Origin of the sequence: Hyphomicrobium methylovorum, assembly GCF_013626205.1 — a bacterium.
Lineage (GTDB): Bacteria > Pseudomonadota > Alphaproteobacteria > Rhizobiales > Hyphomicrobiaceae > Hyphomicrobium_B > Hyphomicrobium_B methylovorum.
This window is the reverse complement of the sequence record NZ_QHJE01000001.1, coordinates 1,916,778-1,940,151: the sequence shown is the minus strand read 5'-3', so window position 1 is coordinate 1,940,151 and position 23,374 is coordinate 1,916,778. Positions and strand designations below refer to the sequence as shown.

The 23,374-nt window shown below is 60.0% G+C and carries 18 protein-coding genes; 6 read left to right on the top strand and 12 right to left on the bottom strand.

The window, feature by feature from the left end; all coding sequences use genetic code 11:
• Window positions 1-7 precede the first annotated feature (7 nt).
• Genes DLM45_RS09440 through DLM45_RS09430 form a run of 3 tightly spaced genes read right to left on the bottom strand, consistent with a single transcriptional unit; the run spans window position 8 to window position 3,150 of the window.
• Entirely contained in the window at window positions 8-1,000 is a 993-nt protein-coding gene (locus DLM45_RS09440; protein ID WP_181336876.1) for an Hsp33 family molecular chaperone HslO, read from the bottom strand.
• Window positions 1,001-1,018: 18 nt separating this feature from the next.
• A complete protein-coding gene (gene argF / locus DLM45_RS09435; RefSeq protein WP_181336875.1) occupies window positions 1,019-1,978 on the bottom strand; it encodes an ornithine carbamoyltransferase in 960 nt (319 codons plus the stop codon).
• Window positions 1,978-3,150: an aspartate aminotransferase family protein gene (locus tag DLM45_RS09430; RefSeq protein ID WP_246317593.1), complete on the bottom strand. Its 1,173-nt coding sequence runs from the start codon at window positions 3,148-3,150 to the stop codon at window positions 1,978-1,980. Before DLM45_RS09430 ends, argF begins: the two co-directional genes overlap by 1 nt.
• Before the next feature lie 670 nt (window positions 3,151-3,820).
• Here DLM45_RS09430 and DLM45_RS09425 point away from each other — a divergent pair.
• Together DLM45_RS09425 and ppk2 are read left to right on the top strand one after the other, a co-directional pair.
• The gene (locus DLM45_RS09425; RefSeq protein WP_181336873.1) at window positions 3,821-4,372 is read left to right on the top strand and encodes a GcrA family cell cycle regulator; all 552 of its coding nucleotides are present in this window, start codon (window positions 3,821-3,823) and stop codon (window positions 4,370-4,372) included.
• Window positions 4,373-4,712: 340 nt separating this feature from the next.
• On the top strand, window positions 4,713-5,585 hold the full coding sequence (gene ppk2 / locus DLM45_RS09420) for a polyphosphate kinase 2 (protein WP_181338266.1): 873 nt from the start codon (window positions 4,713-4,715) through the stop codon (window positions 5,583-5,585).
• A gap of 12 nt (window positions 5,586-5,597) precedes the next feature.
• Here the strand turns inward: ppk2 and DLM45_RS09415 are convergent, their stop codons facing one another.
• Window positions 5,598-6,449, bottom strand: coding sequence for a hypothetical protein (locus tag DLM45_RS09415; RefSeq protein WP_181336872.1), 852 nt, complete (start codon window positions 6,447-6,449; stop codon window positions 5,598-5,600).
• Window positions 6,446-8,179: an AAA family ATPase gene (locus DLM45_RS09410; protein ID WP_181336871.1), complete on the bottom strand. Its 1,734-nt coding sequence runs from the start codon at window positions 8,177-8,179 to the stop codon at window positions 6,446-6,448. The genes DLM45_RS09415 and DLM45_RS09410 overlap by 4 nt, the downstream gene beginning before the upstream one ends.
• A gap of 112 nt (window positions 8,180-8,291) precedes the next feature.
• Here DLM45_RS09410 and DLM45_RS09405 point away from each other — a divergent pair, with 112 nt between their 5' ends.
• Window positions 8,292-8,792 (top strand): MmcB family DNA repair protein, encoded by a 501-nt coding sequence (locus DLM45_RS09405; protein WP_181336870.1) that lies wholly within the window; start codon window positions 8,292-8,294, stop codon window positions 8,790-8,792.
• A gap of 21 nt (window positions 8,793-8,813) precedes the next feature.
• On the opposite strand, the gene DLM45_RS09400 is transcribed toward DLM45_RS09405, so the two are convergent.
• Together DLM45_RS09400 and DLM45_RS09395 are read right to left on the bottom strand one after the other, a co-directional pair.
• Window positions 8,814-9,380: an ActR/PrrA/RegA family redox response regulator transcription factor gene (locus DLM45_RS09400; RefSeq protein ID WP_181336869.1), complete on the bottom strand. Its 567-nt coding sequence runs from the start codon at window positions 9,378-9,380 to the stop codon at window positions 8,814-8,816.
• 134 nt (window positions 9,381-9,514) lie between these two features.
• Window positions 9,515-10,921, bottom strand: coding sequence for an ActS/PrrB/RegB family redox-sensitive histidine kinase (locus DLM45_RS09395; RefSeq protein WP_181336868.1), 1,407 nt, complete (start codon window positions 10,919-10,921; stop codon window positions 9,515-9,517).
• 128 nt (window positions 10,922-11,049) lie between these two features.
• Between DLM45_RS09395 and DLM45_RS09390 the strand changes: the two genes are divergently transcribed.
• Both DLM45_RS09390 and DLM45_RS09385 read left to right on the top strand, forming a co-directional pair.
• Window positions 11,050-11,655, top strand: coding sequence for an SCO family protein (locus DLM45_RS09390; RefSeq protein WP_181336867.1), 606 nt, complete (start codon window positions 11,050-11,052; stop codon window positions 11,653-11,655).
• A 149-nt stretch (window positions 11,656-11,804) separates the two neighbouring features.
• Window positions 11,805-12,614 (top strand): M48 family metallopeptidase, encoded by an 810-nt coding sequence (locus DLM45_RS09385; RefSeq protein ID WP_343062280.1) that lies wholly within the window; start codon window positions 11,805-11,807, stop codon window positions 12,612-12,614.
• 9 nt (window positions 12,615-12,623) lie between these two features.
• Here DLM45_RS09385 and DLM45_RS09380 read toward each other — a convergent pair whose 3' ends face one another.
• Complete coding sequence (locus DLM45_RS09380; protein WP_343062278.1) at window positions 12,624-14,972, bottom strand: transglycosylase domain-containing protein; 2,349 nt, start codon at window positions 14,970-14,972, stop codon at window positions 12,624-12,626.
• 235 nt (window positions 14,973-15,207) lie between these two features.
• Here DLM45_RS09380 and DLM45_RS09375 point away from each other — a divergent pair, with 235 nt between their 5' ends.
• Window positions 15,208-17,022 (top strand): cation:proton antiporter domain-containing protein, encoded by a 1,815-nt coding sequence (locus tag DLM45_RS09375; protein WP_181336866.1) that lies wholly within the window; start codon window positions 15,208-15,210, stop codon window positions 17,020-17,022.
• A gap of 55 nt (window positions 17,023-17,077) precedes the next feature.
• Here the strand turns inward: DLM45_RS09375 and DLM45_RS09370 are convergent, their stop codons facing one another.
• The 4 genes from DLM45_RS09370 to dnaN all read right to left on the bottom strand — a co-directional run bounded on the left by DLM45_RS09370 (window position 17,078) and on the right by dnaN (window position 23,096).
• Window positions 17,078-18,004, bottom strand: coding sequence for a hypothetical protein (locus DLM45_RS09370; protein ID WP_181336865.1), 927 nt, complete (start codon window positions 18,002-18,004; stop codon window positions 17,078-17,080).
• 105 nt (window positions 18,005-18,109) lie between these two features.
• Window positions 18,110-20,557, bottom strand: a complete 2,448-nt coding sequence (gyrB, locus tag DLM45_RS09365; RefSeq protein WP_181336864.1) for a DNA topoisomerase (ATP-hydrolyzing) subunit B — start codon at window positions 20,555-20,557, stop codon at window positions 18,110-18,112.
• A gap of 145 nt (window positions 20,558-20,702) precedes the next feature.
• Complete coding sequence (recF, locus tag DLM45_RS09360) at window positions 20,703-21,908, bottom strand: DNA replication/repair protein RecF (RefSeq protein ID WP_246317259.1); 1,206 nt, start codon at window positions 21,906-21,908, stop codon at window positions 20,703-20,705.
• Window positions 21,909-21,977: 69 nt separating this feature from the next.
• Window positions 21,978-23,096, bottom strand: coding sequence for a DNA polymerase III subunit beta (dnaN, locus tag DLM45_RS09355; RefSeq protein ID WP_181336862.1), 1,119 nt, complete (start codon window positions 23,094-23,096; stop codon window positions 21,978-21,980).
• Window positions 23,097-23,374: the final 278 nt, after the last annotated feature.

Sequence of the window (23,374 nt, the reverse complement as noted above, 5' to 3'; positions counted from 1 at the left end):
CCATCCATTATTCGGATTGGTTCCCCTGCGCCTTTAGGTCTTCAAGCGCGAACGCATACTTTGCCGTGCAAAATTCGCACGTCACGACAATCTGTCCGTTGTCGTCGCGCATGTCTGAGAGTTCACCCGCGCCAAAGGCAAGCAGCACATTCTCGACCTTATCGCGACTGCACCGGCAAAACGCCGTCAACGGGATGACGCGCTCAACACGAACGGCTTCCTCGTGAAACAGCCGCAGCAACAGCCGATCCGACGTCAAATCCGGATCGAGCAGTTCGTGGTCTTCGACCGTCGCGGCGAGCATCTCAACCCGCCGCCAGTCTTCACCAGCGGCGCTATCCGCATCGCTGTCGTTCGCAGCCAGGCTTTGCATCATCAAGCCGCCCGCACGCATATGCCAACCGGAAGGTTCCGGCGTCGCGCCGGAGCCTGCTTTCGTCGCCCCGAAGAATTGCTTGCCAACCGCGAGCCGAACGAACGTCGGCATCACCTCGCGCTGCTGAAAATATGCAGCCACCGTCTCAGCTAATGCGGTTCTCTCGAACGCCAACACACCCTGATAGCGTTCCGATCCAGGACCCGCATCGAGCGTAATCGCAAGATGTCCATCCCCGAGAATGCCGTTGTCCTTTGGACCGGGATCGATGACCCCGCCGCTCTTGCCTGATTGACCGAGCGCCTCCGCATCGTAGCGCGCGTATCCGCGCAACCGGCCCGCCGCCGCATAATCAGCGACCAGAATCGATACCGGACCATCCGATCGCGTTTGCAGATTGAGATTGCCGCCGTCGGGCAGCGCCGAACCGCACAAAGCCGCGAGAGCCAGCGCTTCCGAAAGAGCGCGTCCCGCCACCTCCGGCATAGCGTGCGGAGACACGACCGCATCAAGCGTTTTTCCGAGCCGCACGATGCGCCCGCGAACGTTCGACTTCACCGTACGAAAGACGATGACGCAGTCGTCCGCCTTGAGATCTGTCAGCGAAGTAGGGTCAGCCGCCATGCGCTGCGGACCTCGTTGTCACGCGCCGAGACACCAGGCGATGATCGCTTTTTGCGCGTGCAGCCTATTTTCCGCTTCGTCGAACACAACCGACTGCGGCCCCTCGAGAACCTCTTCGCTCACCTCATGGCCGCGATAGGCAGGCAGGCAATGCATGAAGATCGCGTTCTTCGCGGCCTTCTTCATCAGGTCCGCATCGACGGCATACGGCGCTAGCATCTTCTTGCGAGCGTCCGCTCCCGATTGCCCCATCGAAACCCACGTATCGGTGACGACGCAATCCGCGCCTTTAACCGCCGCAACGGGATCGGTGCTGAGTTCGATGTTGCCTTTCTCGCGCTTGACCCAATCCAGAGCTTCCTTTTCCGGGTAAAGCTCTTTCGGGCACGCGAGCCGCAGTTTGAAACCAAAGCGAACAGCCGCATGCATCCATGACACGGCGACATTGTTGCCATCGCCAACCCAGGCGACCGTGCGTCCCTCGATCGGTCCGAGGTGTTCCTCGAATGTCTGGATGTCAGCCATGATCTGGCACGGATGACTTTTCTCCGTCAGACCATTGATGACGGGGATCGTCGCATTCTGCGCGAGATCGAGAAGCGTCGCGTGCTTGTTGGCGCGGATCATGATGCCGTCGGCGTAACGCGAAAGAACGCGCGCCGTATCGGCAACGGACTCGCCCCGCCCAAGCTGCAGATCGGTGTGATTGAGCGTCAGCGCGCCGCCACCAAGCTGGCGCATCGCAATGTCGAACGATACGCGCGTCCGCGTCGAAGGCTTCTCGAAGATCAGCACCAGCACCGCATCCTCGACGCCGGCTGGACGCAGCTTGGCCGGAACCCGCTTGCCCGCGCGCTTCATCGCATGTGCATTGTCGATGATCTTGCGCAACGTCGCAGAGTCGAGGTCGGCAATATCGAGGAAATGCCGGGGAGACTGCTGAGACTTGTTCTTCAGTATGGGAGACTTCTCCAGCATCAGCTGCCCTCACCCGAAACGTGCGCCAACGCACGCGATAGTAGTTGGATGCCTTCCGAAATTTCCGTGTCGGACGCGATCAGCGGCGGCAGAACCCGCACACTGTTGTCGCCCGCACCAACGAGCAGAAGGCCCTGCGCCGCGGCGGCTCCCACCACTTGCGCTGGCGCAACATGGCTTTTGAGTTTGAAGCCCATGAGCAGACCTTCGCCGCGCACGTCCTCAATCAAATCTGAATGGCTGTCCTTGAGACCGACAAGGCCTTGCTTCAATCGCAGTGCCTTCAGCCGAACGGCCTCGAGAAACTCTGGTTCCGACACGATATCGATGACCGTCGAAGCGACAGCCATCGCAAGCGGATTGCCACCGAACGTCGAACCGTGCGTGCCCGGCGTCATACCCTTGGCCGCTTCCGCCGTCGCCAGCACGGCGCCGACCGGAAACCCGCCGCCGAAACCTTTGGCAATGGCCATGACGTCCGGAACGACGTCCGCCCATTCGTGTGCGAAAAGTTTGCCGGTCCGCCCGACGCCGGTCTGAACTTCATCGAGGACCAGCAGCAGGCCATGGGCGTCGCATAGCGCACGGATCGCCGCGATGCGCTCAGGCGGAAATGCCCTGACGCCGCCCTCGCCCTGGATCGGCTCCAGCATGATGGCCGCCGTCTCGGGTCCGATCATCGCTTCAAGCGCTTCATGATCGTCAGGTTCGACATGATCGAAGCCTGCAGCCTCAGGCGCAAAGCCTTCGAGGTATTTGGGATTTCCGGCCGCCGCGAGCGTTGCCAGCGTCCGCCCGTGGAACGCGCCCCGGAACGTGATGATCCGCGTCCGCTCAGGCTGACCGGATACATAATGATAGCGGCGCGCCACTTTGATCGCGCCTTCGCAGGCCTCTGCGCCGGAATTACAAAAGAAGACGGTATCGGCAAACGTCAGGCGGATGAGCTTTTCCGCAACCGACTCCTGCCCCTCGACCCTGTAGAGGTTGGAGGTATGCCACAGCTTCTCAGCCTGTGCTTTGAGGGCCGCCACGAGTTGCGGATGCGCATGACCGAGCGCATTGACGGCAACTCCAGACCCGAAATCGAGATAACGCTGCCCGTCCTCGGCGATGAGCCAGCACCCCTCGCCGCGCTCGAACACAATGTTCTGACGCCCGTAAGTGCCCATGACGGCAGCCGAAGGCCCGCCGGTCGGTGAAGGAGCCGGTGAAGAAAAGCCGGGTGTTTTCCCCAGCGCTGCGGGGGAATTAGCCATGTGCGTGGATAACCCTAGGCGCAAAATCAAAAAGCCGCCCGGATTCGGCGGCTCGAACACAACCAGTGATAAGCTGTGACCTTTCGGCTGTCAACGAAAGCCACGCTTCCCGCAGGAGTTGGGGTAAAGAGCGCCCCGGCCACAGTCCTGTGGTTGCATTTTAGCACTCCGAACAGGGAAGTCGGACATATCCCCCGTGGCGAATCGTTCTGTGGCCTCGTCGCAACTCATACCCTGTCAATCCCCCCTTCTTTCATCTCCGGCTTGTAGACGGGATTCAGCATGTTGTAACTTGCTCTTGCTGGGCCACGAGATGTGGCGGCGTTTAAAAGCGCCACTCTTCGTTTGTGTATCGGTCCCAGCCGCGCTCTTGGTCAGACGCTTGTTAGCTCTGACCGCTTTCTAGTGCGTCCGTAATGCGTCTCCTTAAGTTTTTGCGTTTGTAGCCGGTCGGGACCGTCGTCCCATGTCGCGTGCTGTCTTGTTGGACTGCGCGTGCGTGGACGTCTCCGCGATCGTCGTTTTTCTGCGGGCACCGGGGGGTGTTCCGCCGCCGCTGCGGCTTGATGAGGGAGTACGACGCATGTCTTGGACGGACGAGCGCGTTGATCTATTGAAAAGACTCTGGTCCGAGGGCCTGAGCGCCAGCCAAATCGCGGGCCGTCTCGGCAACGTGACGCGCAATGCCGTCATCGGCAAGGTGCACCGGCTTGGGCTTTCCGGCCGCGCCACAACATCGCGCATGAAGACACACCGCCCGCGCACACGCATGGCAAATACCAAGCGCCCGGTGAAGACACGTTTCCAACAGGCGGGCAATCCAGCCGTTCGCGCGCTCTATATGGATCCCGAGGCTTACGTTCCGCCTGCCGAAGAGATCGAAATTCCGCTCGCCGAGCGCAAATCCATCCAAACTCTGGAAGAATGCAGCTGCCGCTGGCCGATCGGCGATCCGCAGCTTGGCGACTTCCATTTTTGTGGCAAGACCAAAGTGCCGCTGCTGCCGTATTGCGAGGTGCATGCGCGCCGGGCATTCCAGCCGGTGGCTCCGCGCCGCCGCGAGCGCACGGAAGTCGAAACTCCGGCTCTCGCCGCTCCAGCCTTGGCAGTTGCAGGCACCAAACAACGAGCTTGAACCGAGGGAATTCGGTTCCACCACGGGCATGTCGGGGGGCAAGCCCGTGGTCTATAGAAAGCCGGCGATCCGCGGGGGCGATCGCCGGCTTTTTTCTTTTGTTTGCCAGGAACGAAGGTCGTTTGTCTGAAGGGGCAGCTTCCTCACAGCGCTGTGCTACGCTTCAGTCTCGACGCATCCCGGCCGGAGGTCTCTGATGGCGAAAGAAAAGCAGAAATCGAAAGCCAAATCGGAAACGCCAAAAGGCGGCGCGAAGCCTGATGAAGCCGCGACCACTTCCCCTTCAGCCGGAAACGAGGCGGCCAACGCCGTCGCAGCACGCGAAAACGAAGCGGCCGCAATGTCGTCGGTCAGCTTGCCCGGCATCTCCGGCACGATTTCGCTCGATGCACCGAAACTTCCAAAAGCCATCGCAGACGCAGCAATGCGTTCGGGTGGCTACCCGTATGACAAACGCCTGCAGCGTGAAGCCTACGAAGAGCAGCTCCTCGCGCTACAGATCGAACTCATCAAACTTCAGAAGCACAACCTGAACACCGGCGGACGCATCCTCGCCCTTTACGAGGGTCGAGACGGCTCAGGCAAAGGATCCTGCATCAAGGCGTTCGCGGCACACATGAATCCGCGCAACACGTACGTCGTCGCCCTCACCAAACCGAGCGAAAGCGAACGCGGACAGCTCTACTTCCAGCGTTACGCCGTCGAGCTTCCCTCTGCGGGCGAAATCGTGCTCTTCGATCGCTCCTGGTACAATCGCGCGGGCGTCGAACGCGTCATGGGTTTCTGCACCCCAGCGCAAGTCGCAAAATTTCTGCAAGAGGCGCCCGCCTTCGAGGGCCTTCTTGTCCGCGACGGCATACGCCTTTTCAAATTCTACCTGACGATCGGCCGCGAAATGCAGCTTCAGCGATTTCACGAACGCCGCCAGGATCCGCTGAAGCAATGGAAATTGTCTACCGTCGATCTCGCCGCGCTGTCGAAATACGACGACTACACGGCCGCAGAAGTCGAGATGTTTCGCTTTACAGATTCAACGATTGCGCCTTGGACCGTCGTCCGCGCGAACGACCAACGTCGCGCCCGCCTCGAAACGATCCGTCATATCCTGCTCGCTATTGACTACGAGGGCCGCGACTTGAAAGCCATTGGCAACGCGGACCCTGAAATCATCGGTCCCCCAAACCGCCTGCTGCCGAACGGCCTCGACGGATAATCGCTACAGTCGTTATCTAACCAGAAGGATCGGCGCTCGCGTTGAGGCAGAAGCTCGCGCGAGTTCGCGGCCGTCCGCCAGCGCCGAGCCGCCAAACCGCGCAACGACAAAACTCGGCTTCAGGCGCGCAATCGCCTCTGTCAGAGCACCGGGAATACCGAATGTCGGCCCGGCCGTTTCGAACACAACACGATCGGAAGCCACGGCCATCAAGCGAGCTTGCGCTTCGATTTCTGCATAATCGACCGACGTTTCCGCGCCGATGAGGACGTGAATGACACCTGCAGCGCCGCTCAATCGTTCTGCAGCTCGCAACATCGACGGCAACCGATCGACATCTTCAAAAATGACGACAACGTGCGGAATATCATCCGCAGGCTTGTCACCGCAGAGAAGGAAACCGGTCGCGCCGCTCACGTTTGCAAGCAGCGAACCGATGACCGAATGTCCGCCCAAAGCCGGCATCCGCGCCAGCGCCACGATGTTCCACGGCCCAATCACGGCGCACATCTCCGAGATGCGGTCGATGGCATCTCCATGCGCGTTGCGATGACGAATGTTGACGCGATGAATAGCGCCAACGCTCTCCGTAAGACGTCGGCAACGCTCGGCGAGAAGCTGAAACCGCCGCGAAATGACGACAGCTTCTTCGCTTGATCCCGCAATGCTTCGCACGCGCCGAACCGGCACGCCGCCCCGATCGTCAGGCTCTTGGTCTACGATGATCGTCTCGATATCCGCATCAAACGCCGCGGCCAGACGCACGGGCGCGTCCAGCAGCGTTGGCGAACACTTCGATTCCGGATCGAGCCACAGCACGACGCGGCCGCTGTCTTCATATGCGGCGGCGACGTGAGCGATCATGACGAAGCGCCATCCGCGCGCTGTGCCAACGCTTCATTGACGTCGGATGCTCTGATCTCAGCGGCGCCCGTAACGTCGCCAATCTCCGCAGCTTCATGCAACAGGTTCACGAGTGGAATACCTGCAAGCGATACGCGCCCGCCACCACGCCGCACAGCATCCTTGTAGAGGATCGGAGCAACGTCTTGCGCAATGGGCTTCAACGACTGCGCTTCCGCAAGCCGAGCCACGCCTTGTGCAAATTCGCGCTCACTCATATCGGCAACGGCAGCCGTCGTCGCGAGCGTTGCAATATGCGGAAAATACCGCCGCATGCCGGGCTCTAACGCTTCAAGCTTCGCCAGCGATTGATCGTCTGCGATGAGAATGACAGTTGCAGCAAGCGGTACAGGGTCAACGCTCATCGCAATACCCGGCGCACTTACTGGCACAATTTCCTTCGCCGCAAGCGCAGAGCTGAGTGCCGCCCACGCTGCAGGCTCCGCCACCAAGCGCCATGCTTCGATGATGAGAAAACCTGATCCCGCGCGCATCAAATATCCGGGAACATGCGTCGGACGACCGCGCGCATCGCGTCCGATCTCTCCGAGCAGTGAAGCTGCAGAAATGCGCCGCGCCGTCATGACCGGGCGAGCAGCTTCCCGTTTGTCTGCACCGCAATCCAACAGCGTTGCTGGCAGAAATGCCCCAGACCCACCGATCGCCGCCGACGTCGCCGCAACGAACGTTTCTTCAACCGCCTCGATCGCCGCCGCCGCCGAAGGCACATCTGCGCAAAGTCGCTTCAACGGCTGCAGGCTCGGACGGATCGCACGCAGCGCCGTCTGCCGCATCAACATTTCGAATTTCTCGCCCGCCTCGAATTCAACATCGGGCAGCGTCGAGACGATCGACTGCAATTCTCCTTCAAGCGTCGTAATTTTCGCTTCGACGTTGCGCTTCAACGCCTCAGGCAGAGCGCGAAAAACATCCGAGCGCACGACGCGGCCTTCATGCATCGGCGCGAGCACGTACCCATCAAGCGACTTCACGACCGCGATATTCTGAGACTCAGCCCGCTGGCGAACCTGATCGACAGCCTTCTCCGAAAGATAACGCGTCTCTTCATCGAGAAGGTCGAGGCTGATGCGATGCTCATCGCTCTTGATCTGACGTTCGAACGCAGCACTCGCCTTATCAAGCGCGACGTGAATCTCATGCGCGACCCGTCCGCCTTCGCCCGATGGCACAGAGAACGCCCGCGCGCGGCTAGGCGCCTGGCGATCGACCACATAAATCCAATCGGCTGCGGGCTCACGAATGACTTCGGCCGCAAGCGTCTCCGCCAGCGCCAGCCGCCCCGTGCCCGCTTCACCCATGATGACAAGGTGACCACCACGGCTCGAGGCCAACGCCGAACGAATTTTCGCAACGGCGCGCCGCTGTCCGAAATGATGCGGCTCCGTCACCGGATCGACGGCAACGAGACCCTGCGGCACGCTCGGCGGTTTCACCGGTTTGAGATCTTGCCCACCAACAGCGTCGGCATCTGTCGGCGCACCGACACCCGCAAGGCGATCAGCAAGACGATTGGTGACAAGCGTTACGACGTTTGTTTCCGCGGCCGGAACCGCGCTTTGCGCTTGCGTGAGAGCTGGCGGCTTTGCATCAGCCGTGACTTCAGCGCGCTCTTCCTCGACGATAACCGGCGTCTCGGCTTTTTTCTCCGATCTGTTGCGCCAGAATACCATGCAACCTTCCCCCCGGAGTGGTACGTGATCGAGCCTTCGATGGCTCTATTTGCGATGCGTTGCCCCGCCGCTCGCTTGCACCTAACAGTCGCATGTCCATAATGGCGGGACCATGACCGACACCCCATCCTCCCTAACGAATAGTTTCGCTTTGGATCGGGCTAAAGCAATCCGCGACGATGCGCGCGCTCGCGCCATCCTGCGTGGAACGCAGCGTTTGCTGCGCTCTTTGAACTTCGAAAGCTTGAGCGAAGTCGTTCTGGCGAGCGGACGACGCGCCGACATTCTGGCCATCGGCCATAACGGCGAGATCTGGATCATAGAAATCAAGTCGAGCATTGCCGACCTGCGCGCCGACAGGAAATGGCCGGAATACCGCGACTACTGCGATGCGCTGTTGTTCGCCGTCGCGCCTGAATTCCCGGCTGGCGAGCTGCCGGAAGAAACCGGATTGATCCTGGCCGACGCTTATGGCGGCGAGTTGGTTCGCAATGCCCCGCGTCATCCCTTAGTAGCACCGCGACGAAAGGCGGTGACACTCGCGTTCGCGCGCTGCGCCGCTGGACGTCTGTTGACGCACATCGACCCAACACCGGGATCCATTACGGACTGAACGGGGATTACTTTTAGACGTTCACTTCGGAGCGCGCTTGGCGAGAATACGCTGCAGCGTGCGCCGATGCATATTGAGCCGCCGCGCCGTCTCGGAGACGTTACGGTTGCAAAGCTCATAAACGCGCTGAATGTGTTCCCAGCGAACACGATCGGCCGACATCGGATTCTCAGGCGGCGGTGCCTTGGAATCTGACGGCGCCAACAGTGCGTCGGTCACGTCGTCGGCATCTGCGGGCTTCGCGAGATAATCGACCGCGCCAAGCTTCACAGCCGTAACCGCGGTCGCGATGTTGCCATATCCGGTCAGCACAATAGCGCGAGAGTCCGGACGGACCCGGGCAAGTTCGGCGATCACGTCGAGACCCGATCCGTCTTCAAGACGCATATCGACCACGGCGAACGCTGGCGCTTTCTCGCGAATGAGATCAACGCCCTCGGCCACCGAATGGCCAAAGCGAACCTCAAATCCGCGCAGCTCCATGGCGCGCGCGAGGCGCTGCAGGAACGCCCGGTCGTCATCGACGATCACCAGCGAACGATCAGCTGGCAATTCATCCTGCTTAAATGACAGGTCTTCGGTAACCAAGGAGTCCTCCCGTTTGCGGCACACCCGCTAAGAATTCTTCGCGCGCATAATCCAACGCCGACCGTCGCGCCGCAACCCCAAATGGTAGGAATTTCAGGCTGACAAGGTTACCAGACCGTCGCTGGGCTGCCCTTTTAGACAGGAAACGCCTTCCGGCCACGCCGTCCGGGCCAGTTGAAGGCCGACGGATGCAATTCGAACGCCTCCCTGGCCCACGTCACCTGCACGATAGCCCCCCGCCGGGGCGGGGCCTGGTTATTGAATGTGACAACCGCGCCGGACCGTTCGAGGAGCGTTTTGGCGATAAAGAGCCCAAGCCCAAGCCCGCTATGGGACTTCTCTTTCTTCTCGTCGTACCGCCGCGACGTGATGTAGGGCTCACCGATGCTGTCCATCATCTCCGGCGCAAACCCCAGCCCGTCGTCTGCGACGCTGAAAACGACATGGGTAGCATTCCAGCGCGCGGTAAGTTCGACCTCTGAGGCCGCAAAGCTCACCGCGTTCTCGATCAGGTTGCCGAGACCATAGATAACGCCCGGCCGCCGGTGGCCCACAGGATCTTCGCGCGCTTCATCGCTCTCCAGCCCGGGAAACGCGGCCGTCGAGATCATGATCCTCTTGCCACGATCGCGGTAAGCCGCCGCGGCTTCCTCAAACAGCTCGAACGGGCTGACCGTGGCGTGCATCGGGTCCTGCTCGTCCGGCTTCTTCGTCAGCTTTTGTAGAATTTCGCGGCAGCGTTTCGCCTGCCCGTGCAGAAGCTGCAAGTCTTCGATGTACCGGCTGTCGGGACCGAGTTCGTGCTCGAGTTCCTTGGCGACGAGAACGATCGTCGAAAGCGGCGTTCCGAGTTCATGCGCAGCTGCCGCAGCAAGACCGTCCAATGCGTGCAAACGCTGCTCGCTCGCCAGCACCATGTCGGTCGCCGCGAGCGCCGCCGACATCTGACGCGCTTCCTTGTTGAGTCGCCACGTGTAGAACGCCATAAACACCATCGACGCAACCAGCGCCAAGAGTGCTCCAATCTTATAGTCGCGCGGAAGCTCGAACCGCAGGCCCTCGTACCACGGGAGCGGCGCATGCTGACTGATGAGAACCATGCCAGCCGCAACAACCAGCGCACCAAGCATGATCGTATAACGCGACGGCAAAGTCGCAGCCGAAACGGTTACCGGCGCAACAAGGAGCACTGAGAACGGATTTTGTATGCCCCCCGTGAAGTACAATAGTCCCGCAAGCTGCAACACGTCGTAAGCAAGAAGACCGAACGCAGATGGCGTGCTGAGACGGTGCCGTGCAGGAAACCGGATCGACAGGTAGACATTAAGCCACGCCGACATCGCGATCAGGATCAGGCAGCTTCCGATATTGAACGGAAAGCCGTAGAACAGGGCGATGACCGCCACTGCCGCGAGCTGGCCAAGCACCGCCATCCAACGCAACCGCACGCTCGTCACGAGGCGCAGTTGACTTTCTCGGTCATTGACGATGCCCTTCAACATCGGCTGACGGACGGGCGGGGTTTCAGGAGACGTGCTCATGGCACTGCGATCCAGGTTTTGACGTGCGAAGCAAGCGCACATAATCGTGACACTTGCACCGTATCGAGATTATTCGCGACGTGAAATGTTTGCACTTGTACTCAAAGCCTACTGGAGACTTCAAGCGAATGACCCGCACAAACTTAGGATTGGTGATCGCCGGGCTTCTGATCGGAGCAGGGCTCGGCGCAGTCGCATTTCTTTCAACCGGACAGCCGAACTACGGCCAAACGCAGGTTTCCGGCGTCGCCTCGGTTGGCGGGCCATTTAGCCTCGTAGACCAGACCGGCAAGCGCGTCACGGAGAAGGATTTCCTCGGTCGCGATATGCTGGTCTTCTTCGGCTACACGAATTGTCCGGATGTTTGTCCGGCTGGCCTGCAGGTCATGACTGCGGCACTCGAAAAACTCGGCAACCGCGCTGACAATGTCGTTCCGGTCTTCATCACACTCGATCCCGGACACGACACACCGGAAATGCTCGCAACATACATCGCGAGCTTCCATCCCCGTCTCGTCGGACTGACTGGTACTGAAAGCGAAATCTCCGCAGTAGCAAAAGCCTACCGCGTCTATTATCAGAAGGTTGCCGACGAAAAGCATCCGGAGCGGTACACAGTCGATCACTCGGCAATTTTCTACTTCATGGGCAAGGATGGAAAGCTGCGCACGCCCATCCCGCACACGACAGATGTTGCCGAACTCGCAGCTTCAATCGACAAGGCCATCGAATAACAAGACGAATCACCGCTGAGACCGTGTAGCCACATGTGCACACCGCGGCGGCGCTATTTGAGATTGATGCTGGAGCACAACCTCGAACCTTGTTAGGTCTTTTTCGTGTTGCAAAGGTTCTGCAAACGCAAGCAGAGGCCGTTGCATCGATGTCGATGCGCATCGGCTTTGGGGGCAAGCGCATGAAGATTATCAACGGACGGCGCTCGATTGAGCTCTCGTCTAAACCAAAATCCATGCAGCTCGATGACATTGGCGCGCAACTCGAAGTTCGCCGTCATCCAGGCGCACGGCGTTTGACGTTGCGTGTTAGCAGAACGCGTCGTGCTGTTATCGTAACGCTGCCGCTTCAATGCGATCTCGACGAAGCTGGAACCTTCCTGCATCGCCATATCGATTGGGTGCGCGCGCGCCTTGATAGCCTGCCGAACCAAGTGCCGTTCGAAAATGGCGCCGCGATTCCTCTGCGCGGTGAACCGCACACGATCTCTTTTTCTGGCGGAATACGCGCGAGAGATGCTGGCATTGCGATACGCAACACCCGCAGCACTCTTCCCGCAATCGTTGTTGCCGGTCCGACGGATTTGGCCCCGAGCCGCCTCACACGCTGGCTTTGGAAAGAAGCGCAGAGCGATCTCGAAGCGAGTGTCGCGCATCACGCCAATTTGCTTTCGCTTGAGGCCAAACGCGTTGTCGTGCGCGATCAGACGAGCCGGTGGGGCTCATGTTCAACGACCGGCGCGCTTTCTTTTTCCTGGCGCTTAGTTCTGGCACCGGGCTTCGTTCTCGACTACGTCGCCGCGCATGAAGTCGCTCATCTCGCCGAGATGAACCACGGTCCGCGCTTCTGGAAACTCGTCAATAAGATCTGCCCCGAGTTCGAGACCGCTAAGCAATGGCTGCAGGTTCTCGGCCCCGATTTGCACCGCTACGGCCCGTCGCACGCGCGCGCCCGTTAGACGGATCATTCACCACCAGTTAGCAAACAATCCGCCGTTCGGCCGCCGCGAGCCCTCATCGTCCGCGGCGACGTTCTCGGGCGTTTGCGAAGACGAACCTCCCGAGAGCACGCGCCGGATAAAGTCTTCACCGATATTGCTTGCCGGATGCGGCCGTTCTTGACGGCTTGCATCAGCCGTATCCCGCTCGCGCATCCTTGAACGCATCTGCGCTTCAGCCGACCAAGGCAAAATCTCTCTCGCTTGCACAACGCGCGGCGCGTGCGCAGGCGCCGCGTCACCCACCGGCATGATCCAAGATACATCTGGGAATGTTGCGTCGGCGCGGCTGTATGTTGTGCCCGGCAGCGGCGCGGGCCTCATCCCGTTATGAGCAACCCGCATGACGCGGTTCCAGATTTCCGCGGGCAGGCTGCCACCCGTCGCGCGGTTCATCGACTTCCCGTTGTCATTGCCAACCCAGACGCCAGCCGTCAGCTTGCTCGTGAATCCGACAAACCAAGCATCGCGAAAATCTTGCGTCGTTCCCGTCTTGCCCGCCGCGGGATGATCGGGAAGCGCGGCACGCCGCCCCGTGCCGTAAACGACTGCCGCATTCAGCATATCGTTCAACGCACCGATCTCGGTCTCTCCCACAACACGATCCGTCCGCGCTGGCGGACTGACATAGATCACGCGGCCGGAACTCAGTCGCACACGCGAAACGACATGCGGATCGATCGCTTCGCCGCCGTTGGAGAACACTGTGTAAGCGCCCGTCATCTCGAGCAAACTGACTTCGGACGTTCCGAGCGGTAGCGACGGCCCCTCGTGCAACTCCGACCGGATGCCAAGCCGCCGCGCCATCTCGATCGTTTTGCCCTGCCCTACATCCTGATTGAGACGCACCGCGACCGTGTTGATCGATTGCGCAAGCGCCTGCCGCAACGTGATCGCACCGGCGTATTGCTGATTATCGTTCTTGGGAGACCATCCGCCAATCGTCACCGGCCGGTCGACGACCGGACTGTCGGGCGTCATGCCTGCCTCGATAGCCGCGAGATAAACCACCGGCTTGAACGCCGAACCCGGCTGCCGCCGCGCCTTCACGGCCCTGTCAAACTGACTGTCGCCATAGTCGCGACCGCCCACCAGCGCGCGAATTCCGCCCTCGCCATCAAGCACCACCAGCGCCGCTTGGCTGGCACCGAAAGTCTCACCTTTGCGCGCCAAAACGTCTTTGACGATTTCCTGCGCCTTCTGCTGCAACGTCTTATCGAGCGTCGTCTCGACGATCAGATCGCCATTCTCAACGCTTGCGAGCGGCGGCAGCTGCTCAAGAATGTAATCGATGACGTAGCCCGCATCCGCCGCCGTCTTGGTGATTTGCGGATCTCTGAACGTAATCGGCTCGCTAAGCGCCCGCTGCTCCTGGTCTTCGGAAATGAAACCGGCATCCCGCATTTTCGAGAGAACCACGCGACCACGCGCGCGCGCTGCACCCGGATTGTTCGCAGGCGAATACTTCGTCGGTGCCTTGAGCAGGCCAGCAATGATTGCCGCTTCACCAAGCGTCAGATCGCCCACGGGCTTGCCGAAGTACCGCTGGCTCGCCGCCCCGACACCATAGGCACCACCGCCGAGATACACCTGGTTCAGATAGAGTTCGAGAATATCGGATTTCGACAGCCGGACTTCGAGCCAAAGCGCCAGACCGAGTTCCGCCAGCTTGCGCGTCAGCGTCCGCTCTTGCGTCAGGAAAAGGTTCTTCGCGAGCTGCTGCGTCAGCGTCGAACCACCCTGCGCAAACCGCCCGGCACGAAGGTTCGCAAACACCGCCCGAAAAAATCCAGCCGGATCGACCCCGTAATGATCGAAGAAGCGGCGGTCCTCCGTGGCAACCACCGCAGCGGGAACAATCTTCGGAATGTTTTCGAGCTGCAGATAGTCATGCGCGGTGCCGCGCTCGGCTAAAATCGAACCGTCCCGCGCCAATATTCGAACGAGCGGCGACCGCTCATGATTTCGCACCGCGAGAGGATCGGGAAATACGACCGTGTAATAGACCAACATTCCGGCGAACGTCAGGATCACGCCGCCGCCCGCAAGCACACCCGCACCCAGCGCGACGCGATACTTGGCGTTTAGATTGCGAAAGCGCCACCGGCGACCGCCGCGCTTTCGCGGCGAACCACTCGGTTGAGCAGGTCGATCAGCCTGAAATGCACGATCCGCAACAGACTGAAACGAGCCGGGAAGCGTCGGCGACGGCTGCGCGCGCCGCTGCGGACGCCCGAACCCGAGCGCGCGCCCCAAAATCAGGAACGGCAATCGAACAATCAGCCGGATCGTCAAAAATAAGAGGCGTAGCACCCTCACACCCAAAGCCGGCAAAGTCCGCACACTGCAGATTTGATGTCTGCGGCATCGAACCGACGCGTAAGTCTAACCGGCGCTTGGCTAAAGGCGCGTTAAAGCCCGTTCCTCAGGCTCTCCGCCAAATGCGACGCATACGTGCATCGCAGCGATCAAATTCGGCTTGAAACGCGAAAATGCCCAATGGCGCCAATGAAACGGGGCGTTCATAATCTCTTAGGAATTGAAAGAGGGCTTGATGACGCCAGCGAGCGAACTGGAAATCTACCGAGATGTACTCTTGGTGCTCGGCACAGCCGGTGTCGTTGTTCCAGTCCTGCATCGCTTCAATGTCAGCCCCGTTCTCTCGTTCCTTCTTTCCGGCGCCATTCTCAGCACCGGCGGCCTCGGAGCATTCGAAGGTCAGTGGCCACTCATCCATTGGCTGACCATAACGGACCCCGAACGCCTATCTAAATTTGCGGAGTGGGGTGTCGTTTTCCTGCTCTTCCTGATCGGACTCGAATTGTCATTCGAGCGCCTATCGACAATGCGACGACTGGTATTTGGCCTCGGCGGCCTGCAGGTCGTCGTCTCAGCGGCCGTAATCGCAATTATCGCCCTCGAACTCGGCCAACCGCCATCGACGGCAATCGTCATCGGCGCGGCTCTCTGCCTCTCGTCCACGGCAATCGTCATTGAGCTTCTGGCATCGAAAAAACGTCTCTCCACTGCGGTCGGGCGCACGAGCTTCTCGATACTGCTGTTCCAGGATCTCGCCGTCGTACCGATCCTGCTGCTCGTCGGCATTCTGGAGCCAGGAAGCAAAGGCTCCCTCCTTGCCGGCATCGCAACCGCATTGATCCAAGCCTTGGGCGCGCTCGCACTCATCGTGGTCGTTGGCCGATACCTGCTGCAGCCGCTATTCCGCCTTGTCGCGACGACCAAGAACGAAGACCTCTTCATCGCCGCAACGCTTTTTGTCGCCGTCGGCACCAGCTTCGTCACCGCCGCGGCCGGGCTGTCGATGGCGCTCGGCGCTTTCGTCGCCGGGCTCTTGCTTGCGGAAACGGAATATCGGCGCGCCGTCCAAACCACGATCGAACCCATCAAGACGCTGCTGCTTGGCGTTTTCTTCTTCTCGATCGGCTCAAGCCTCGACATCAAAGTGCTGGCAACATCGCCGCTGATCATCGCCTCGATCGCTCTTGGAACGATCGTGCTGCAAGCCGGGATCATCTACGGACTGGCCCGCATCTTCGGCGTCGCCCGACCCGCCTCGATCGAGACGGCAGCCTTGCTGTCACCCTGCGGCGAGTTCGCCTTCGTCATTCTCACGATGGCGCTTGCGTCGAAGCTGATCGACCACGAAACGACGACAACTCTTTTGACGTCGGTTGCGCTGACAATGGCGCTCATTCCCGGAATGGCAAAAATCGGCCGCTGGACCGCGCAGCGCAACACCGCGCCGGTCGAAGTCGATCCGGCATTGACGCTCATGCCGACCGGCGAAACCAATGCCAAAGCGCTTGTCGTCGGATATGGCCGCGTCGGCCAGCTCATCGGTTCGCTACTGACCGAGCACGGCGTCTCCTACATCGCGGTCGATCGTGATCCGAGACTCGTGGCCGCTGCCCGCCGCGACGGAAAGCCCGTCTACTACGGCGACGTACGCGAGATTGAGTTCCTGAAAAATTGCGGGCTCGACAACGCCAAGGCTGCAATTCTGACAATCCACACGCGGCACGAAATCGATGCCATCGTCGCGGCCCTGCGCGCGAGCTATCCGAAACTCATCATCGTTGCCCGCGCCAACGACGCAGCACACGCGAGCCATCTCTATGAAGTCGGCGTCACCGATGCCGTTCCAGAAACGATTGAGGCAAGCTTGCAGTTGTCCGAGGCTGCCCTCGTTGGCCTCGGTATTCCAACGGGTCTCGTCATCGCCTCGATCCACGAACGCCGAGACGGTTTCCGAACGGAACTACAAGGCGCCGCCCGCAGAGCCGGCACCGAAACGCGCGCGCTCCCAAAACGCTCACGCATCATCCCGCAATCTCCCGGTGACACTTGATGTGAGTTTCATCGAGAAACGCGTTGCGTCTCAAGTAGGAAAACTCTGCGTCTTACTAAGCGGCGCGCGAAAGAAAATCTTCAATTCTACCGCTGTTTTCGCGCCACCATCGGTCTACATCTTGAGGGGACATATCACTGGGAAAAACAAGACCACCGCCACCGGGAATTACTGCAGGCTCAAGTTGAGAAGGCGGCGAGAACTCCGGCAGCAACCCCTCCTCAAAGCTAATCAAGACGCCTTCCACGATTTCAATCGTATGCTTTAGTGCTTGCAGAAGTTCCCACCCTGTTGGGTCTAGCGCAAGACCGCAAACGCACGGAATTTTAGTCCCTATTGGCGGGGCAATTACCGCTGTAGTCGCTATTAAAAGCTTCCCATTCCAAACCTTTATTCGAGCAGGAAACGGATCAAAGATCGGAACTTCGTCCATATGCCCACACAGGGCCGTACACTGACTATATTGCGCCCCTGTCATAATCGGTATTATCGCGCGATGCTTATCTCTGTTCCAGAGCTCATGAAGATCGAAAAGCCCCGACCTGCTGCCCGAAAACGGCTCCCAGGCTTCAACCAGCTGCTGAAGCTCATTCGAAGCGGCGGCAACTCCGGACTTCGCCATTGCCGATGGCTTTCCCTGCAAGTCTCTCCACATCGGGAAGCAAATTGTGTGAGTTTTAGAAGCCGATGCTCCAAGCTCTTCGCACATCATAATATCGAGCGCAGAGCGCAAGTTATGAACCACGTCTCCGATTATGGGAGAAAGGTCCGGGGGAATAGGGTTCCTCACATTCGCCACAAGCCCGGCTAACTGGGCATCGGGTGGATGAATACCTTCGAACCGCTCAGTCCAAGTAAGCCGACTCCAAACCAGTTCGAGCGGTTCATCCGCTATATATTGTGCAACTCGCGCTTCCAGTTCCGCGTAGTGACGGGCCGCTCTTGCGAGTTTCAGATAAGAAGCTTCGTACTTCTCCGCCATAGCCGCCTCGTTTCGCACAGTCAGACGCTGGTCAAAACGCACGGATTTCAATCCGCTTAGCCTACTACTACCAATCCAAAAGCAATTTTGATAATGCCGCCCGCATCACACGTCGAGGTTCGAGACGTTCAGCGCGTTTTCCTGAATGAAGTCGCGGCGCGGTTCGACGAGTTCGCCCATCAGCTTCGAGAAAATCTCGTCAGCTTCCGAAAGATCGCCGACCTTCACCTGCAGCAGTGTACGGACATCCGGATCGAGCGTCGTTTCCCAAAGCTGCTCCGGATTCATTTCGCCGAGACCTTTGTAGCGCTGAAGATCGATGCCCTTGCGGCCCGTCTCATAGACAGCGTCGAGCAACGCACGCGGTCCCGAAATGTTGTCGACCTTATCCTTGCGCCGCAGCTTCGACGGCTTGTCGTAGACTTCGCTGAGATGCGCATGACGCTCGTTCAAGCGGCGCGCATCGAGCGAGGCCAGAAGCGCACGGTCTAGGAAATGCACTTCCGTGACGCCGCGAACTTCGCGCTTGAATACGAAGCCGTCGTTGCCGTAACGGCCTTCCCAGCCCTGCTCCATTTCTTCCGAAACGCCATCCAGCCGCTGCGCAATCGCCTCCGCGGCGGCATTCGCGCGCTCCGCCGACTGCAACAGCGCCGGATCGAAAATCCCACCAATCGCACCCTGTTCGACGACGTTCCGATTGTAACGCGAATGCAATCCGTTGATGCCGCCGCTGATCTGGCGCGCCTGCTCGACGATATCGCGAAGATCGCGCCCGCCACGCTCTGCGCCGCCGCCGGTCATCAACACCGCGTCCACAAGACCTTGATCGATCAGATAATCTTCGAGCGCACGCTGGTCTTTCAGATACTGATGCGATTTCCCGCGCGCCACTTTGTAAAGCGGCGGCTGCGCGATGTAGACGTGCCCCTTGTCCACGAGATCCGGCATCTGACGATAGAAGAACGTCAGCAGCAGCGTACGAATATGCGCGCCGTCGACGTCGGCGTCGGTCATGATAATGACCTTGTGATACCGAAGCTTCTCGAGCTTGAACTCATCGCGGCCGATGCCGGTGCCCAGCGCGCCGATGATATTCGTCACCTGCTCACTCGAAAGCATCTTGTCGGTGCGTGCACGCTCCACGTTCAAGATTTTACCTCGAATGGGAAGCACGGCCTGAAACTCGCGCTTGCGTCCCTGCTTCGCGGAGCCGCCTGCAGAGTCGCCTTCGACGATGAAGAGTTCGGTCTTCGACGCATCGCGATCTTGGCACTCGGCAAGCCCACCCGGCAGCCGCAGCCCATCCAGCGCACCCTTGCGCCGCGTCAGATCGCGAGCTTTACGCGCCGCCTCGCGAGCAAGCGCCGCTTCGACGATCTTGCCAACGATGACCTTGGCTTCCTTCGGATGTTCCTCGAACCACGCGCCAAGCTGATCGCCAACGGTCGATTCAACGATCGGCTTCACTTCAGACGAGACGAGCTTGTCTTTCGTCTGCGACGAGAATTTCGGATCGGGCACTTTCACGGAAAGAACGCACGTCAAACCTTCGCGCGCGTCATCGCCCGAAAGAGCCACCTTTTCTTTCTTCGCGATGCCGGACTCTTCCGCGTACTTGTTGACGATACGCGTCAACGCTCCGCGAAAACCAGCGAGATGCGTGCCGCCGTCACGCTGCGGAATGTTGTTCGTAAAGCAGAGCACCGTCTCGCGGTAACTGTCGTTCCACCAGAGGGCCGCCTCAACGGTGATGCCGTCTTTCTCGCCCCGGATCATGATCGGCTCGGGAATCGACGCCACGCGAGCCTTGTCGAGGTAGCGTACGAATGCGGCAGTGCCGCCGTCGTAGTTGAATTCCTCGCGCTTGACGTCGGCATGCCGCGCATCGGTCAAAATGATCCTTGCGCCCGAATTCAGAAACGCCAGCTCGCGCAAGCGATGTTCGAGCGTGGCAAAGTCAAACTCGATGACGTTGTGAAACGTCTCCGTGCTCGGCAGAAACGAAACTTCCGTGCCGCGTTCGCCGTTGGCATCGCCGACGACGCGCAAAGGCGCAACGGCATTGCCGTTGTTGAATTCGATGATGTGTTCTTTGCCATCACGCCAGACGCGGCACTTGAGCCAAGTCGACAGCGCGTTGACGACAGACACGCCGACGCCGTGCAGACCGCCCGAAACCTTGTACGAGTTCTGGTCGAATTTGCCGCCCGCGTGCAGCTCCGTGAACACGATCTCCGTAGCAGACCGCTTCGGCTCATGATCGTCGTCGCGTTTGATGCCCGTCGGAATACCGCGGCCATCGTCGCGCACCGTGCACGATCCGTCGGCGTTCAGCGTCACCTGGCACATCTGCGCGTGCCCGGCCAAAACCTCGTCGATGCCGTTGTCGACGACCTCGTAAATCATGTGGTGCAAACCCGACCCGTCGTCGGTATCGCCGATGTACATGCCCGGGCGTTTGCGAACCGCATCGAGGCCCTTGAGCATCTTGATGCTGTCTTCGCCGTAGTCATCTGCCTGCGGCGTTTTTTTCAGCGGCTGAGCTGTCATTTAGGGCTTTCTCGAAGACGGATTCTGAGGCCCTTTTTATACCACAGAACGCGCCCGCACACGCCATGAAATCGCTGCCCAAAGGCGCAAAAAAATTATGATTTTTCAGAGCTTTGCATGTGACCGTTTGTCCCCCGATGAAACGTCAGGTCCGGGAAGCGATTTTGCCCTCTTCCACGCGCCAAAATCCCGCCCTTCCGGCGAGCGCATCGAAGGCATTTTCGTCCGTTCCGGTCATCCACGCTTGTGCCCCAAGCCGCAGAATTTCGTCGAACAACGCCGCGCGTCTGGCGGCGTCCAGATGCGCCGTAATTTCATCGAGCAGCAGGATCGGCGCAGCACCTTCCTGTCTCTCCGTCAAAAGCTCCGCATGCGCCAGCACGAGGCCGAGCAGCAGCGCCTTCTGTTCCCCGGTTGAGGAATGCCGCGCAGCCACCGCCTTCGGCCCGTGCTCCACGATCAGATCCGATCGATGCGGACCATCAAGCGTGCGCCCAGCGCCCCGATCGCGGTCGCGCGTCTCGGACAAAACCCGCGCGTAGTCGTCTTCCGCCTCGATCGCGGAAACGCGTCTCAAACTGTCTTCAAGGCTGCCTTCGAGCCGGAATGCGGCCCACGGAAACGCCGAATTCGGATCGCGCTCCCGCCGCCGTTCGACGATCTCCACCATCGCCGCCACCGCTTCGAGACGCGCCGCCGCGACGGCAACGCCATTCTCCGCCATGACGCGCTCAAACCCGGCGAGCTGCGCGTTCTCTCGAACGCCATCCGCCAGCAGCCGATTGCGGCTAGTCATCGCTCGCTCGAAACGTCCAGCGATCGTCCGGTAGCCCGGATCGAAACATAGGATTAGCCGATCGAGGAAGCGCCGCCGCTCCGAAGCCGGACCAGTGAAGAGCCCATCCATCGCTGGCGTCACCCACACGATCTCAAGATAGTCGGCAAGCACACCGGAGCCCGATTGCGTCGTACCGTCGATGCGCACAATGCGCCCGCGCTCCGAGGTCCGCGAATTTCTTTCGGAGAAATCCCCATCCGCCTGCTGCGAGGTGGGCCGCCCTTGCAATCCGGTGCCGATGCTGGCCATGCCCGACAGCGTGTGCGCACGCGCCGAAATCGCAAAATTTCCGTCGCCTTGGGCACGCACCAAATCAACGAACGGAACGCGCCGCATCCCCTGACCCGGCGACAGCAGCGACAACGCTTCGAGAAGATTGGTCTTGCCTGACCCGTTTGATCCCGCAATCACCTGCGGCCGCGCGTCGGCCTCAACTGTCGCCGCCGCATAGCTACGAAAATTCGTCAGCCCCAACCGCTCGACCCAAAGGGAATTCGCGCCGTCACTACCCAAGCTCAATTCGTCCGAACCAGTTCTATCGCCCTCCCCATCGAGAGGAGGGCAACCCTTCAATGCAAATGATCAAACCCGCATCGGCATCAGAACGTAGATCGCACTGCCGTCGCCGCCGTCGCGCACCATGGTCGGCGAGCCGGGATCGGCCAGAAGAAACCGCGCATCTTCGCTTTCGAGCTGTTCGGAGATGTCGAGCAGATACCGCGCATTGAAACCGATTTCGAGCGGGCCTGCCGAATAGCCGACCGGGATCTCTTCGGTAGCGCTGCCGCCTTCCGGATTGTTCACTGTGAGGATCAGTTTGTCCTTGCCGACATTCAGCTTCACTGCGCGCCCGCGTTCGCTCGCAATCGTCGACACCCGGTCGACGGCGCTCTTGAACGAGGCGTTCGGCACCTTCATTTCTTTATCGTTGTTATGCGGAATAACGCGCCCATAGTCCGGAAACGTTCCGTCGATCAACTTCGACGTCAACACCACCGAGCCGATCTCGAACCGCACCTTCGTCTGCGAAACGCCAACCTTCACCTTCGCACTGGAGTCTTCGAGCAACCGCGTCACCTCGTGCACGGTCTTTCTCGGCACAATGACGCCCGGCATACCGTCAGCACCCTGCGGCAGCGGAAGCTCCACCTGCGCCAGACGATGCCCGTCCGTCGCCACCGCGCGCAGCGTCTTCTTACCCGTTGTCTCGGCCGGATGCAGATAGATGCCGTTGAGGTAGTAACGCGTTTCCTCAGTCGAAATCGCAAACCGTGTCTTATCGATCAACCGCTTGAGGTCGCCCGCCTCGATCGTGAACTCGTGTCCGATTTCACCAACTGCGAGATCCGGAAAATCGTCTGCCGCGAGCGTCTGCAAGCTGAACCGCGAATGCCCGGACGTCAGCATCAACCGATCCTTGTCGGCGTCACGCTTGATTTCGATCTGCGCGCCGTCGGGCAATTTCCGAACGATGTCGTGCAGCACATGCGCCGGAACCGTCAGCGTGCCGGGCGTCGTCACCTTCGCCGCAACGCTCTCGCTGACTTCGCGCTCAAGGTCCGTCGCCTTGAACATCAGCGTCTCGCCGGCCGCCTTGAGCATGACGTTCGAAAGAATAGGGATCGTCGTCCGTCGCTCGACCACGCTCGTCACATGGCTCAGCGCCTTCAAGAGTTCCCCACGTTCAATCTCGAGACGCATGTGTTTCCTCAGTTCTGATTTCGGAGAGCGCGCGGCAGGCGGCGACGCCAGTCTACGCGTCGCATGCCCTAAAGTTAGCCCACTGCCGGCCTGATGCTGATCCACGAACGGAATCGTCCGCCGAGCCAATCTGAGCCGAATAGGGCACACTTTTCAAGGAGAGATGTATCGCGAATACGGCATTTACGCCACTTCGCCGTTAGCAGCCCCAGATAAGGCAAGGCCGGTCTCCCGAGGGCTCAGGAGGCCGGCCAAGCATCGCATCAGGTCGCAGCTTG